The sequence below is a fragment of the Dyella sp. EPa41 genome (genome assembly GCF_016586165.1).
GTDB lineage: Bacteria > Pseudomonadota > Gammaproteobacteria > Xanthomonadales > Rhodanobacteraceae > Dyella.
Genome location: NZ_BCPR01000004.1, coordinates 49,995 through 64,012, shown reverse-complemented (window position 1 = coordinate 64,012; position 14,018 = coordinate 49,995). Strand labels below are relative to the sequence as shown.

Here is a 14,018-nt window from a genome sequence, read left to right as displayed (position 1 = left end):
CGCGCGATGCGTCTGCGCCGCTCGACCGTGCCATTGTGGACGGGTCCGTTGATGCGCCGGGCACACCGGCTTTAGTCCACGGGTGCGAAGGTTCCCGCGCAAGATCGAAGGTCGCTCGATAGGAGACGTGAGGCCACTCCACGTCGCAGATGGGGCGGGCAAACGCCTGAGGCAGAGGAGCCGATATGTCGACCATACTTCTGATCATTCTTGTCCTGCTGCTTATTGGTGCCATCCCGGCATGGCCGTACAGCCGTTCCTGGGGTTATTACCCCAGTGGTGGCATCGGACTGATCCTGATCATCCTGATCATCCTGGCGGTCATGGGGCGCATCTAGCGCGCATCATCGGTGCCGTGCCTGTCCGTTGCTGGCGGTGACCCGCGGCGCGGTTGGGATGTTGCCATCCGCGCGATGGCGCACAGGTTGCGGCATCACGAACTTCCCACGCGCACACGACGCGGCCGGGATATGGCTGGCGTCATCATGCGCGTGGGTCCTTCAATGGAGAGAAGCGTGATGAATCAGTCGCAACTCAATGGCCGCAAGGTGGCGATGCTGGCTACGGATGGATTCGAGCAATCGGAACTGACCGAGCCGAAGCGCTTGCTGGAGCAGGCCGGCGCGCAGGTCACGGTGATCGCGCCCGGCGATCGCGCCGAGATCACCGGCTGGAACATGAAGGACTGGGGTGACAAGGTCAAGGTCGACCAGCCGCTCGACAAGGCCCGCGCGGAGGAATTCGACGCGCTGGTATTGCCCGGTGGCGTGATGAATCCGGACAAGCTGCGGCAGATTCCGGAAGCGATCACTTTCGTGCAGGCGTTCTCGAGGATGAAGAAGCCGATCGCCGCGATCTGCCATGGACCGTGGACGCTCATCGACGCGGGCTTGGTGAAGGGTCGCAAGATGACGTCATGGCCGTCGCTGAAGGTCGACCTTGAGAACGCGGGTGCCCATTGGGTCGACGAGGAAGTGGTCGCCGACGGCCAGATCATCACCAGCCGGAAGCCCGGCGATATCCCGGCGTTTGCCAGCGCGGTGATCGAGCTTCTGGCCGCCTGAGTTTTCAGGGCGAAGGCTTGGGTTTCTGCCGGGGGTTGTTCTGTGGTTCATGCGGGGAGTTTGCGTCGGGCATCGATTTGCCCTTGTGCCGCGACGTCGGCTGGGGCTCGGGGTAACCGGATGTGCCGGCCGGGCGCTGCGGCTTGGCCTTGTCTTCTTCGGTGTGACGATTCATGGCTTGCTCCATCGCATGGCTTCGTGTGAGGCGACTTCACTCAAGCCGCCGTCGCATGGATGTCAATGCATGCAGCGTCGCTTCAGCATCCGGTTAAGCGAAACAACGATGCAAATTTGCCGGGTCGTTGATCAATGGACCTCTAGTCTCCAGGCATGAACAGGACAGTTGCGCATTTGAAACGGGATCTGGTTCGGTTGGAGGTGGATGCTGCAACGCTGCATCGTCATTACGCCGGAACAGCAGCATTCGTCACGGAGTTGTCGGGGCTTGCCTGCGATGTGCTGCTCAGTGCAGCCGAAAGCGATCAGCCGTGGGTACGCACATCGATCGACGCGATCCTGGCCCGCTACGGCCTTACGGCGCAGCAGTGGCTGAAAAGCGCGCCTGGCGTGAGTACGCGCCGCTGGGCCGCCGGCACACCCGACGATTGAAGGTGATTCCATGCAGGACCCGGTCTCCCAGGCGCGCAGGCGCCTCGTGCAGCAGGCTTCGCTCGGCGTTGCGGCGTCCCTGGCTTATCCCGGCTGGATGGCGAGCGTCGACGATGCGACGGACGAGCAGGCGCCGGGCAAACGCGCCTCGACGAACTATCCCCATCCGCCGTTCGATGAACAGTCGCAACCGTGGCCGGGGCTGACGAGCAAGATGCATCCGCGGCCCGATCACGGCGAGACCAGTTATCGCGGCAGCGGCCGCCTTGCCGGCCGCAAGGCGCTGATCACCGGAGGTGATTCGGGCATTGGTCGCGCAGCCGCCATCGCTTACGCGCGCGAAGGGGCGGATGTCGCCGTCAGCTATCTGCCGCAAGAGGAGCCGGATGCACAGGAGGTGGCGCAGTTGATCCGGGAGGCAGGGCGCAAGGCGGTGCTGGTGCCCGGCGACATCCGCGACGAGGCCTTCTGCAAGGACATGGTGCAGAAGGCGCGGCGGCAACTGGGTGGCATCGACATCCTCGTCAACAATGCCGCGAGGCAACAGAGCCACGATTCCATCGAGCAGATTCCCTCGGATCAGTTCGACTGGACGCTCAAGACCAATCTCTACGCGATGTTCTGGATCACCCGCGAGGTGGTTGCTTCGATGCCTGCGGGAGGCGCCATCGTGTGCACCGCCTCGGTGAATGCCTACGATCCCGGCGAGAACCTGCTGGACTACGCGATGACGAAGGCGGCGATCGTGGCGTTCGCCAAGAGCCTTGCGAAACAGATGGGCAAGAAGGGCATCCGGGTGAACGCGGTGGCGCCGGGACCTTTCTGGACACCCTTGCAGGTCACGGGTGGGCAGACCCAAAAGAAGCTGCGCGACTTTGGTGCCGACACGCTGTTCGAGCGGCCGGGCCAGCCGGCCGAGCTCGCGCCGATCTACGTGTTGCTGGCCGCAAGCGAGGCCAGCTACATCACCGGGCAGGTCTTCGGTGCTTCGGGCGGGCGCGGGCAGCCGTGACGCGCAGGGTGCGATGGCCGGCATCGTGCCAGCGGGATGCGTCATGCTCGCCGCGAGGGCCTGGCGATGACGGGCGTGCTCACCGGCGGACCCGTCTACGTGCCGGTCGAGGGCCGGCAACTGGCTGAGCACGAGCTCGCCGCGCATCACTGGGTGGTGGCCAGGCTTGGCTGCCACCTGGTGCGGGAAGGCATGTATGTGGTTCCCTCGGATACCTTGAGTGTCGAACAGGCGTACGCGCTGGGCATCCACTGGGTCGACCAGTTCTTTGGCGGCATCGTGCCGTTCCCGTTCGTCGGCACCAAGCTGATCAGTCATCCGCTGGTGGCCATGCATGCATCGGCGCCCAAGGGATGGCGCCATCAACATCCTCACCGCCTGTCGGGACTGGTGGTGCCCGGCTGGGGCGCCTTCAGCGTGGAAGACCTGCACGAAGCGGCCGGCCGGCTGCTAAACGAAGGCGCTGTCAGGTTGAAGCTTGGCGAGGGCAGGGGCGGCGGACAGCAATGGGTGGTGGCCAGCCTTGCCTCGCTGAAGGCTTTGCTGGAGGAAGAGGCCGCGCTCGCGGCAGGCATCGAAGCGGGCGTCGTGGTCGAGCGCAACCTGCGCCATCCGGTGACGCTCAGCGTAGGCCATGTGATCCTCCCCACGCTGAGCCTGTCGTACCTGGGTTATCAACGCGAGGCATGCGATCGTCATGGCGTCGCGCATTACGGTGGAAGCCGCCTGTGCTGCGTTCGCGGCAGTTTTTCGATGTTGCTCGAAATGCTCGGCGAGCCGAACGAGCGATTGGCGGTCGAACAGGCGCGCGCGTATCACGCCGCCATGTTCGAAGCGTTTCCGGAGCTGGTGATATCCCGCGCCAACTACGATGTCATCCAGGGTTTCGATGCGCGGGGCCAGTGGCATTCGGGCGTGCTGGAGCAATCCTGGCGCATCGGGGGCGCGAGTCCCGCGGAGATCCTGGCGGCGGAATGCTTGTCGAGCGGAAGCCGGCAGCGCGTGGATACGAACTATGTGGAGTGCTATGAAGCGAACGCGGCAGCGCCTGAGGGCGCCGAGGTCATCTATCGCGCAGCGGTGGATTCCGGCCATGCGCCGACACTGACCTACGTGGAGGTACCAGCGTCATGAGCGTCCAGGACGATGTCGTGCATGTTTCCGTGCGTGGCGGTGAGCTTGCCGGCACCCTGGTTTCGCCGCGGCCCAGCATGCCGGGCGTCCTCATGGTGCATGGATGGGGTGGCAGCCAGGAGCAGTACCAGGCGGGCGCGAAGGAGCTCGCGGCGCTTGGCTGCGTCTGCCTCACCTTCGACTTGTCGGGGCACGTGGCAACGCGCAACCTGCGCGAGGTCGTCACGCGCGCGGACAACCTTGCCGATGTGCTCGCCGCCTATGACTTTCTTCTGGACCATCCGGTCGTGGATCGTTCGAGGATCGCCGTCATCGGCAGCAGCTATGGCGGTTATCTGGCGGCACTGCTGACGCGCCATCGACCTGTCCGATGGCTGGGACTGCGTGCGCCCGCGCTGTACCGCGACGACAACTGGGAGGTTCCCAAGAAAGACCTCGCCACGCTGCAGAACCTGGCCGACTACCGGCGCGAGCATCATGGCCCCGACGACAACGAGGCCTTGCGGGCCTGCAGTACTTTCGAAGGCGACCTCCTGCTGGTCGAGTCGCAGCACGACCGGATCGTGCCGTCGCCCGTGCTCGGCAGTTATCGCGATGCCTTCAGGCGCGCCTCGTCGCTCACCTATCGCCTCGTTCGTGGCGCCGATCATGCCTTGAGCGCGCCACGGGATCGTCAGGCGTATTCGTCGCTGCTCGCCCAGTGGCTGGAGGAAATGGTGCTGGGCGCGCGAGGCCATGTGCGTTCCCGTACGACCCAGGGCGCCGGTGACGTATCGCGGGCCGCCGCGGCGCCACCAACGTAGGGGCATGCCGCGGCGGGGCCGCGGCATGCAGTGGCTTTAGCTGTTCTTGTGGCTCTGCTTGCCCGCCTGAACATGCTGCTCATGCGAGGCATGATCGCCACCGCCTTTCTTGCCGGCCTGCACATGCTGCTCGTGCGACGCATGGTCGCCGCCACCGGCCTTGCCACCCTTCGAAGCGATCTCGTGCTGCTTGTCGGGGTCCATGGACGCAAAGCCACGCTTGCTGTGTTCGTTTGCCATCGTTTTCGACTCCTGGAACGGCGAAAGGACCTTAACCGTGCGTCTGCCGTCGCGCCTTTCGCCTGGCAGGGCCCCGATTATTCGCAGCGCGTGTCAGGCATCCGTTCCTTGTTTGTCAACGCACGACTGAAGTGGATGAAGTTCCCGTCGATGAGCTGGACGTCGATACGCAAGACGCGCATTGATTTGACGTTGCCTGGACCACGTTGTTCGCAGCATCGGCAGCGGCTGACCTGGACGGACTCCAATCATGGCGAACACGACAAAGCGCGCAACAACGAAGACGGCGGCCGCCGCCGGCAAGCACCGGCAGGTGCAAAAACAGGTCGAAAGTACCGAGCGCTCCAGGCCGGCCAAGTCATCCGGCTCGGGCAAGGCCGCGAAGCAAGCGGGCGCCCGCCGCCATCCCGTGAATCCACTACCCCCGCAGCACCAGTCCAAGCCGGGCAAGGAATCGAGGCTGCGCCCGCGGCCGCAATTCAAGGCGCCGGACTACGTGGGAAGCGGCAAGCTCGAAGACATGGTGGCGCTCGTCACCGGTGGTGACTCGGGCATCGGCCGAGCCGTGGCCGTGTTGTTCGCGCGCGAAGGCGCCAATGTCGCGATCGTCTATCTCAACGAACACGACGACGCCGAGGAAACCCGCCGGGCGGTCGAGGCCGAGGGGCGCGAGTGTCTGGTGATCGCCGGAGACGTGAGCGATGCGATGTTTTGCGATGACGCGGTGGCCAGGACGGTCGAGCATTTCGGTCATCTCAACATCCTGGTCAACAACGCGGCGTTCCAGGAGCATTCGGACACGCTGGAAGCGCTGACCGAGGAGCACCTCGACCTCACCATCCGCACCAATGTCTACGGCTACTTCCATATGGCGCGCGCTGCCGTGCCCTATCTGGGCAAGGGTTGCAGCATCATCAATACCGGCTCGGAGACGGGGTTCTTCGGTAATGCCCGGTTGCTGGACTACTCGGCGACCAAAGGTGCCATCCATGCCTTCACGCGTTCGTTGGCGTCCAACCTGGTGGAGCGCGGCATCAGGGTGAACGCGGTCGCCCCCGGCCCCGTATGGACGCCGCTCAATCCCGCCGATCGCAAGGCGGAGCAGGTCAAGAGCTTCGGCGAGTCCAATCCGATGGGCCGGCCGGCGCAACCGGAGGAGGTCGCGCCGGCCTACGTGTTCCTCGCGGCGCCCAGCTGCGCGAGCTACATTTCCGGCGCGATCCTGCCGGTGATGGGCGGCCCGACGGGGTGACCTGGCGCAACGCGGGACCGCAGGGGTTACTTCCGCAGGATCAGCGTGATCTTGCCGTTGGGTTCGAGTCGGCCAAGCACGACATCCGCCTCGGTTTCGCGGCCCGCCGCGTGCAGGGCGCGATCGAGGGCGGCGTCGGGGAGGTTGGCGCGTCGCAGTGCCTCGGGAATGCGGCGTCCGTTGCGTACGATCTCCAGCGGGTAGCCCTCGAACAGGCGATTGATGCGCTTGCACCTCGCCGCCAGCCAGGCGAGCAGGCGGTCGGTGGCCAGCATGCTGGCGATGCCGACAAAGGCGCTGGTCATGGACGCATCATGGCCGATGACCGCGGTGCGCAAGGTGCCGCCCACCAGCGCGAGAAGGATCACGTCGAAGGCGGAGAGATCGCCGAAGGCGCGCTTGCCTGCGAGGCGCATGAGTACAAGCAGCCCAAGATAGGTCAGCGCGCCGCGCAGCGCGTACGTCCACCACGGATCTTGGGTTGTCAGCCAGGACATCAGCATAAGGACCTCCATGATGCGGTGAGGCGACATGCACCTTCGGTGTTGCGCCGTTGCCGCTGCGTCAACGCTGGCGTGGCGGTCGGGCTTCATCGTGCTCGTGCCCGTTGACGCAGCGGTCTCGGCCGCTTCATGGCCACATCCGGACAGTAGCGATCGATACATGAGGAGGTCGATGATGCCGGCGCGCCGAACGGTCGACTGGGTCTATCCGCTTGCGCTGCTTCCCGCGTCGCCCGCACCGGCGGGCGCCCTGGCGACGCTGCGGCGGCGTGCCAAGGCATGCCATGCCTGCCCCTTGTGGGAGCATGCGACGCAGGCCGTGTTTGGCGAAGGGCCAGCGGACGCCGAGATGATGTTGATCGGCGAGCAGCCCGGTGACCAGGAAGACCAGCAGGGCGAACCTTTTGCCGGGCCGGCGGGCCAGCTGCTGGACCGCGCGCTGGCCGACGCGCAGCTTCAGCGCGAGCGGCTGTACCTGACCAACGCCGTGAAGCATTTCAAGTTCCAGCCGCGCGGCAAGCGCCGCTTGCATCAACGCGCGAGCGCCCGCGAGCAGGCCATCTGCCGGCAATGGTTGGCTGCCGAGCTGAGAGAGGTGCAGCCCAGGCGTATCCTTGCGCTGGGTGCCATGGCGTCGAGGGCCGTGTTCGGTGGAAAGTTCCGCTTGACCGCCAGGCATGGCGAGTGGGTGACGCTGCCCGGTGGCGCCATGGGGATGGCGACGTGGCATCCGTCGGCGGTGCTGCGCACGCCGGATGCGGCCGGTCGCGAGCAGCGCTATCGGGAGTTGGTGGCCGACTTGAGGCGCTTCCGCGGCGCCGTTTGATGAACCTACCGGGTTCTGCCCACCAGCAGCCGCAGCTTGGTGATCAGCGCGCCGATGTCGAAGGGCTTGATCAGGCTCTCGGTATTGCCGTCGGCGAAGTCGCTGCCCGCGAGGTCGCTGTCCGCGTGGCCCGTCATGAGGATGGCGCGAAGCGTGGGAGCCTGTCGGCGCGCTTCGCGTACGAGCTCGTAGCCGTCGAGCTCGGGCAGGTCGATGTCCGACAGCAGCAGACCCCACGATGGACTGTCTTCGAGCATCCGCGCGGCTTGCCGCCCGTCGCTGGCTTCATGCACTTCGCATCCCAGTTGCCTGAGTCGGGCGCTGATGGAGCTGCGCACGGCGTTGTCGTTCTCCGCCACCAGCACCCGGAGCCCGGCGATGTCGGATTCGACGTCTTTGGCGGCGCGCCGGTCCGGCATGATGAAATCATCGCCGCAGGGCAGGAAAAGCGACACCGTCGTGCCTGCGCCAACGGCGCTCTGGATGTCCATCGAGCCGCCATGTTGCGCAACGAAACCGGCGACCATCGCCAGGCCGAGGCCGGTTCCGCGGTCTTTCGCTTTCGTGGTGAAGAAGGGCTCGCAGGCGCGACGCAGCGTATCGGCGTCCATGCCTTGCCCATGGTCGGCGACGCTGATCTCCACGTAGCGGCGCGCGGCGCGCCCATGCGCAAACACGCCCCGCGTCTGCTCCGAGGTCCTGCCATGGACCTTCAACTGCAGGGTGCCTTTGCCGTTCATGGCGTCACGCGCGTTGATGGCCAGGTTGAGGATGGCGCTCTCGAGCTGGTTGCCATCGCAAGCCACCTGCGGCAGGTCGGCTTTCACCGCGAACTCCAGCGTGATCGAATCGCCAAGCACCCTTCCCAGCACTTCCCGGATGGCATCGAGCATGGGCGGAAGGGAGACGTGTTGGCTTGGTTGCGTACGACGACGCGAAAGGCCCAGCAGCCGCTGCGTCAGGTCGCCGGCGCGCGTGGCTGCATCGAGCGCCATGGTGACGTAATGCTGGGCATTCTTGGCCTGATCGCACTCCAGGTGGATGGTCGCCATCTCCAACGCACTGATGATGCCCTGCAAGCTGTTGTTGAAGTCGTGCGCGATGCCTCCGGTGAGCTGGCCAATCGCCTCGACTTTTTGCCAATGGGCAGTCTCGGCCTGGGCATCGTGGATGCGGCCCTCCATCACCCGCTGCCTGGTGGCGTCCCAGATGATGCAGGCGAAGCCAAGCAGGCTGCCATCGCTGTCACGGATGGATTCGAGCGTCATGCAGGCGGGGAACAGCGTCGCGTCGCGACGGGCGAGATCGCACTCGTATTCGGCATGGCCGCCCTGCGCCGCTTCGGCAATGAGGCGCTCAGGCTGCTCTTCGATGCGCTCGATCTCCCGGAAAAACATCCGGAAGTGCTTGCCCGTGGCCTCGCTGGTATGGAACAGGGTCAGGCGTTCCGCGCCAAGGTTCCAGTCCAGGATGACCCCATGGGGGTCCAGCATGCATATGGCATGGTCGGGCACGCCATTGACGAACAGGCGGAACCGGCGCTCGCTTTCGCGCAGGCGTTCCTCCATGCCTGCATTTTCGCTCCTGTCGCGGATGATCACGGCGAACGCGTGCGTCCTGCCATCCCCGGCCCGCAAGGCCTCGACCGTGACCGTGGCGGGGAAAACGTCGCCACCGAGGCGGCGCAGCGGGACGTCCTGCAGTACGCAGCGGCCGCCCGCGCGCACACGCTGCAGCGCGTTGCGCACGAGGGCATGGCCGTCACCCTCGGCCAGGTACAGGGAAAGAAAGTCATGCCCGATCAAATCGTCGGTGCTGGATGATCCACCCGCGATATGGCAAGCCAGTACACGCCCGCCGCGATCGAGCAGGAAGGCAGCCCATGATGCCGATGGGCGCTTTGAGCCGGATGGGGCCGCACCGTTCACGGTTATCTGGCCGGCGTGCCGCGCTCGCGGCGGCCGCCTTGCTCCGTCGGTGGCAGCTTTCCCAGTCGCCGCGCGTGCTCGATGGCGTGAAGCAACGCCTTGCGGCTGTAGGGTTTGGCGAGGAAAAGCGAGCGGGGCGGACGGTCTTCCGTATGCAGGCCGGCTTCGAGGTCACCGGAGACGAGCACGAATGTCCCCGGCCATGCGGAATGGGCCAGTCGCCGGGCAAGCAGCACGCCGTTGTCATTGCCCGCCAGGGTGACATCGGCGACGACGACATCGATGCCGGGATGGGCGGCAAGTGTCTTCATGGCGTCTGCGCTCGAGCGCGCAGGATAGGCGTCATAACCCGAGGCGCTCAGCATTGCTGTCGTTGCCTCCAGTACTGTCACTTCGTCGTCTACGACCAGTACTGCGCCCATGCCCATCTCCGTGTTCAACAGCGGAAACATGGGAGCAGCCCCGTATACATTTCGTCCCGACGCTGTCTATGCACCGTGAAGAAAACCCATGGACATCACATTCCGGGCGGACAAGGCGATGAAAAACCGACTCGCGTCGCGCTATTCATGCTTTGTAACCACACGACATGCTCGCATGTCCGGTGACAACCCATCGATGGCCGTGCTGGAGCCGCAGCAGCTGCCTTTGGCCAACGCTCGCCCTTGGGGCGGGCGCATGTCGTACGCGTGGCGCGGAGAAGTACGGATGAGCGTAGTGATGGTGGTAGAAGACGATGCCGATGTCCGGGAAGCCACGGGTCTGTTGCTGGAAGATGCGGGTTACGAGGTGCTTGCCGCGCAAAGCTCGTCGCAGGCGCTCAGCATCATCCAGGACCGTGGGGACGTCGATGTCGTCTTTACCGACGTCAACCTTCGCGAAGATCGCAATGGCATCGAGCTGGCACGGGAAATCAAGGCGCGCGGAAGCCGCGCCTGTTTTGTCGTCGTATCCGGCGACCTTGGGTGGTCAGACACACCGCTGGACGAGGACATGCGCTTCCTGGCCAAGCCCTACGGTCGCCGCACCTTGCTTGAAGTGGTAGGTGAAGCCTGTGGCCGCGCCCGCAAGGAATAACTGAGGATATCCATGGAAGACCGTTCGCCGCCCGCTTTTGTTTCGCTTGAAGAGGCCGCTGCATTGGGTGGCACGGATCCGGTGGAGCACCGCTTCGAGCTTCTCGTGCAGTCCGTGGTGGACTATGCGATCTACATGCTGGATCCGCAGGGCTATATCACCAGCTGGAACAGCGGTGCGCAGCAGATCAAGGGCTACACGGCCGAGGAAGTGCTTGGTCGGCACTTTTCCCTCTTTTATACCGAGCACGACCGCGCGCAAGGCGTGCCCGACCATGTGCTCGCCGTTGCCGCCAGCGAGGGGTGTTACAACGGCGAGGCCTGGCGCGTGCGGCGTGACGGCAGCCGGTTCCGCGCGATGATCGCGATCGATGCGATCCGCGATGCGGATGGCCGATTGCTGGGCTACGCCAAGATCACGCGCGACGTCACGGCGCGCTGGGAGGCCCAGTCGAAGCTCGAGCAGAGCGAGCGGCGCTTCCGCCTGTTTGCCGAGGGCGCCATCGACTACGCCTTGTGCATGCTCGATCGCGATGGCTTCGTGCAGGACTGGAACGAAGGCGCCGAGCGCATCACCGGTTATGCGGCGCGCGAGATCATCGGTCGGTCAGTGGGCTTTCTCTTCGGTGAAGAGGATCGCGCGGAAGGCGTGGATGTCTCCCTGCTGAGGCAATCGTCGCTAAAGGGCAGCCATGAAGACGAATGCCAATGCCTGCGAAAGAATGGCTCGCGCTTCCTGGCAAAGCTGACCGTGCGCGCGCTGAAGGACAAGGAAGGCGTGCTGCATGGCTTCGCCTTCCTGCTGCGGGACGTGAGCGGGCAGCGCGCCACCGAGGCGGCCCTCGAGGCCGCGCGCGAACAGTTGCAGCAGGCGCAGAAACTCGATGCGCTTGGCCAGCTCACGGGTGGCGTGGCGCACGATTTCAACAATATCCTGCAGGCGATCACCGGCCATCTGGACGTGGCTCTGTTGCATTTGGAGCGCGGCGACGCTGCCAAGGCCAATCATCAGATCAACAACGTGTCGCGCGCGGTGGATCGCGCCACGCATCTCGTGCGCCGCTTGCTGGCGTTCGCGCGGCGGCAGCCGCTGATGCCGGAGCGCGTCGATCTCAACCGGCACATCGCTTCGATGACCGAGCTGCTGGAGCGCACGGTAGGGCCACGCGTGAGCGTTCGCTGCGACCTGGCTTCGGAGCCCTTGTGGATACTGTGCGATGCGCACCAGCTGGAGACCGCCCTGGTCAACCTGGTGATCAACGGGCGCGATGCCATGCCTGATGGCGGTTGCGTGCGTATCTCCACCCGTGTCGCGCCAGCAGGTCGGGGCGAGCCGGCCGGGGCCTGTCTGGTGGTGGAAGACGAAGGCGTCGGCATGTCCAGGGAAATGGCATCGCAGGCGTTCGATCCGTTTTTCACCACCAAGCCGCTGGGGCAGGGTACGGGACTGGGCCTGTCGATGGTTCACGGCTTCATGGAGCAGTCGCACGGTACGGCCATGCTGCATTCCACGCCGGGAGCCGGCACGCAGGTGACGTTGCGGTTTCCCTTGTGCGATCCACCCGGCACGAGCGTCACCTGAACATCGCGCAGGGTCACTTTCATCGCGCGTCTGCTGAATGCCGCGGCCTGTGAAAGAGGCCGTTGATGGCCGCTGCGCATCCGCTTGCGTGGCGTTCGCGCAATCTACGGCCAACGTCACGGCCTTGGCGCCGGGCGACGACATGGCCACGCTCCCCGTCGCCGCTACCGGCACCCCACGGGGAGATGAGCATGAATCGATATTCTGTTTCGACCGCGTTGCTCTGCGCATGCGCGCTCGCGGGTTGCCACAACCGCGAAACCGGCGGCACCGAGCCTGGCACGCATCCGGCGACCGCCGCGACGGCTGGAAGCCCGTACGCGCCGACGAACAGTGCCCCGGCCAGCAATCCACCGCCGCCCACCACGAGTTCTGCGCCCGCGAGCACCAGCGCGCAACCCGCCAGTGGAAGCACGCGATGAGATGGCGCCGCGGCCGGCGCGCCATCGGTATCCAGATACCTATCGGCCCCCAGCGGGGGCGGGTGGGGCGCACAAGCACGAGCGCGGCAGGCGAACATCGCTGGCCGGAAGCGAACCGTGCTGAGATTCGCGTGTGCAGGCATGGTGTCGAGGATAGCGTCCAGGCCTGTCGACTACGCGTCCGGGCCTTGCTTCTTGTAGCGCACTAGCTTGTTGTAGACGGTTTTCACGCTGACGCCCAGCATGCGCGCGGCGTGCGTCTTGTCGTTGCCGCATCGTGCAAGTGCGGCCTCGATCGCCTGGCGTTCCAGCTCTTCCAGGGTCTGTCCCGACCAGCAAAGGTCGCTGCGTGGCGATCTTGCGCCGAGCAACGCGGGATCAGGGTAGGCCGCCAGTTCGACATGACCGTTCTCGGCCAGAAGATAGGCGCGACGCACCGCATGCAGCAGCTCGCGTACATTGCCCGGCCACGCGTATTGCGCAATGAAATCGTGGGAGGCCATGGAGAAGTCATAACCGGTGCCGTGCTCCTCGTTCAACGCGCGCAGGAAGCGTCCGGCGAGCATGTGCACATCCTCGCCGCGCGCCCGTAGAGGCGGCACCTCGATCGGGAAATCGGCCAGGCGGTAGTACAGGTCTTCACGCAGGAGGCCGTCGCGTACGGCGCTCACCGGGTCCCGATTGCAGGCGGCGACAACGCGCACGTCCACATGCTGTTTCGCGCGCGCACCAAGACGGGTGATGTCACGCGTTTCCAGCACGCGCAGCAGATAGGTCTGCATCGACATCGGCATTTCGGTGAATTCGTCCAGCAGCAGCGTGCCGCCCTGTGCCTGCTCGAAGTAGCCGGCATGATCGCGAATGGCGCCGGTGAAACTTCCGCGCTCGTGCCCGAACAATTGGCTGCCGACCAGGTCGGCGGGCACCGCGCCGCAGTTGACGGCCACGAAGCGTCCGCGACGGCCGCTGTACTGGTGGATGGCCCGCGCAACGAGCTCCTTGCCGGCGCCGCTCTCGCCGTGCACCAGCACCGTGTTGTCGGTTGGCGCCACGCGCTCGATCAGCTTGAACATGCGGCGCATGATCAGCGAGTTGCCCAGGAGGTCGCCGCAATGGCTGCTGGACAAGGGGCCGCTCGAAGCGCGCGATTGCGCACGATGGGAGGCGCGCTGCAGCAGCGTATCGAAGTAGCCGCCGCGCATGGGCTTGATCACGTAGTCATCCACGCGCAGACGCATGGCGCGGACAGCGGTGTCCACGCCAGGGTCGCCGGTAAGCACCACGATTTCGCCGCAGTCCCTGGCATCGAGACGATCCAATACATCCAGCCCGCTGCCGTCGGGCAGCGACAGGTCCAGCAGCATGAGGTCAGGCGGAGCACATTGCTCCACCGTGCGCATGGCGTCCCGCACGGTGGAGGCGGTATGGACCTCGCAGCCCTTGAGCCTCGCGTAGTCCCGCGCGGAACTGAGGAAAGTATGGTCGTCGTCGACCAGCAGGACCGACGGAGCGGCTTGAGCCATGTTCGAACGTTCCTCGCAACCCAGGATGAGACAGGCGCAAGCGC

The 14,018-nt window shown here is 65.3% G+C and carries 16 protein-coding genes; 10 read left to right on the top strand and 6 right to left on the bottom strand.

What is annotated here, in order from left to right:
• Window positions 1-185 precede the first annotated feature (185 nt).
• On the top strand, window positions 186-338 hold the full coding sequence (locus JMF82_RS02660; RefSeq protein WP_201312987.1) for a DUF3309 family protein: 153 nt from the start codon (window positions 186-188) through the stop codon (window positions 336-338).
• A 180-nt stretch (window positions 339-518) separates the two neighbouring features.
• Window positions 519-1,064: a type 1 glutamine amidotransferase domain-containing protein gene (locus JMF82_RS02655; protein ID WP_201312986.1), complete on the top strand. Its 546-nt coding sequence runs from the start codon at window positions 519-521 to the stop codon at window positions 1,062-1,064.
• 4 nt (window positions 1,065-1,068) lie between these two features.
• On the opposite strand, the gene JMF82_RS02650 is transcribed toward JMF82_RS02655, so the two are convergent.
• Window positions 1,069-1,239: a hypothetical protein gene (locus JMF82_RS02650; RefSeq protein WP_201312985.1), complete on the bottom strand. Its 171-nt coding sequence runs from the start codon at window positions 1,237-1,239 to the stop codon at window positions 1,069-1,071.
• 155 nt (window positions 1,240-1,394) lie between these two features.
• On the opposite strand from JMF82_RS02650, the gene JMF82_RS02645 reads away from it, so the two are divergent.
• The 4 genes from JMF82_RS02645 (at window position 1,395) to JMF82_RS02630 (ending at window position 4,622) form a co-directional block, all read left to right on the top strand.
• Window positions 1,395-1,673, top strand: a complete 279-nt coding sequence (locus tag JMF82_RS02645) for a hypothetical protein (RefSeq protein ID WP_201312984.1) — start codon at window positions 1,395-1,397, stop codon at window positions 1,671-1,673.
• Between the two features lie 97 nt (window positions 1,674-1,770).
• Window positions 1,771-2,685 (top strand): SDR family oxidoreductase, encoded by a 915-nt coding sequence (locus JMF82_RS02640; RefSeq protein ID WP_201313029.1) that lies wholly within the window; start codon window positions 1,771-1,773, stop codon window positions 2,683-2,685.
• A gap of 36 nt (window positions 2,686-2,721) precedes the next feature.
• Entirely contained in the window at window positions 2,722-3,819 is a 1,098-nt protein-coding gene (locus JMF82_RS02635; RefSeq protein WP_201312983.1) for a DUF3182 family protein, read from the top strand.
• On the top strand, window positions 3,816-4,622 hold the full coding sequence (locus JMF82_RS02630; protein WP_201312982.1) for an alpha/beta fold hydrolase: 807 nt from the start codon (window positions 3,816-3,818) through the stop codon (window positions 4,620-4,622). Before JMF82_RS02635 ends, JMF82_RS02630 begins: the two co-directional genes overlap by 4 nt.
• A gap of 36 nt (window positions 4,623-4,658) precedes the next feature.
• Here the strand turns inward: JMF82_RS02630 and JMF82_RS22205 are convergent, their stop codons facing one another.
• Window positions 4,659-4,862 carry a KGG domain-containing protein gene (locus tag JMF82_RS22205; protein ID WP_201312981.1) on the bottom strand — a complete coding sequence of 68 codons (204 nt, stop codon included), beginning with the start codon at window positions 4,860-4,862 and terminating at the stop codon, window positions 4,659-4,661.
• Between the two features lie 250 nt (window positions 4,863-5,112).
• Between JMF82_RS22205 and JMF82_RS02620 the strand changes: the two genes are divergently transcribed.
• Window positions 5,113-6,114: an SDR family oxidoreductase gene (locus JMF82_RS02620; protein ID WP_201312980.1), complete on the top strand. Its 1,002-nt coding sequence runs from the start codon at window positions 5,113-5,115 to the stop codon at window positions 6,112-6,114.
• Between the two features lie 26 nt (window positions 6,115-6,140).
• Here the strand turns inward: JMF82_RS02620 and JMF82_RS02615 are convergent, their stop codons facing one another.
• Window positions 6,141-6,611 (bottom strand): DUF421 domain-containing protein, encoded by a 471-nt coding sequence (locus tag JMF82_RS02615; RefSeq protein ID WP_201312979.1) that lies wholly within the window; start codon window positions 6,609-6,611, stop codon window positions 6,141-6,143.
• Between the two features lie 181 nt (window positions 6,612-6,792).
• On the opposite strand from JMF82_RS02615, the gene JMF82_RS02610 reads away from it, so the two are divergent.
• Window positions 6,793-7,443 (top strand): UdgX family uracil-DNA binding protein, encoded by a 651-nt coding sequence (locus tag JMF82_RS02610; RefSeq protein WP_201312978.1) that lies wholly within the window; start codon window positions 6,793-6,795, stop codon window positions 7,441-7,443.
• 5 nt (window positions 7,444-7,448) lie between these two features.
• On the opposite strand, the gene JMF82_RS02605 is transcribed toward JMF82_RS02610, so the two are convergent.
• The gene (locus JMF82_RS02605) at window positions 7,449-9,248 is read right to left on the bottom strand and encodes a PAS domain-containing hybrid sensor histidine kinase/response regulator (protein WP_201312977.1); all 1,800 of its coding nucleotides are present in this window, start codon (window positions 9,246-9,248) and stop codon (window positions 7,449-7,451) included.
• Between the two features lie 125 nt (window positions 9,249-9,373).
• Entirely contained in the window at window positions 9,374-9,823 is a 450-nt protein-coding gene (locus tag JMF82_RS02600) for a response regulator (RefSeq protein WP_201312976.1), read from the bottom strand.
• Between the two features lie 58 nt (window positions 9,824-9,881).
• On the opposite strand from JMF82_RS02600, the gene JMF82_RS02595 reads away from it, so the two are divergent.
• Window positions 9,882-10,448, top strand: coding sequence for a response regulator (locus JMF82_RS02595; protein WP_201312975.1), 567 nt, complete (start codon window positions 9,882-9,884; stop codon window positions 10,446-10,448).
• A gap of 12 nt (window positions 10,449-10,460) precedes the next feature.
• Window positions 10,461-12,029, top strand: a complete 1,569-nt coding sequence (locus JMF82_RS02590; protein ID WP_201312974.1) for a PAS domain-containing sensor histidine kinase — start codon at window positions 10,461-10,463, stop codon at window positions 12,027-12,029.
• A gap of 595 nt (window positions 12,030-12,624) precedes the next feature.
• On the opposite strand, the gene JMF82_RS02585 is transcribed toward JMF82_RS02590, so the two are convergent.
• On the bottom strand, window positions 12,625-13,974 hold the full coding sequence (locus JMF82_RS02585; protein ID WP_201312973.1) for a sigma-54 dependent transcriptional regulator: 1,350 nt from the start codon (window positions 13,972-13,974) through the stop codon (window positions 12,625-12,627).
• Window positions 13,975-14,018: the final 44 nt, after the last annotated feature.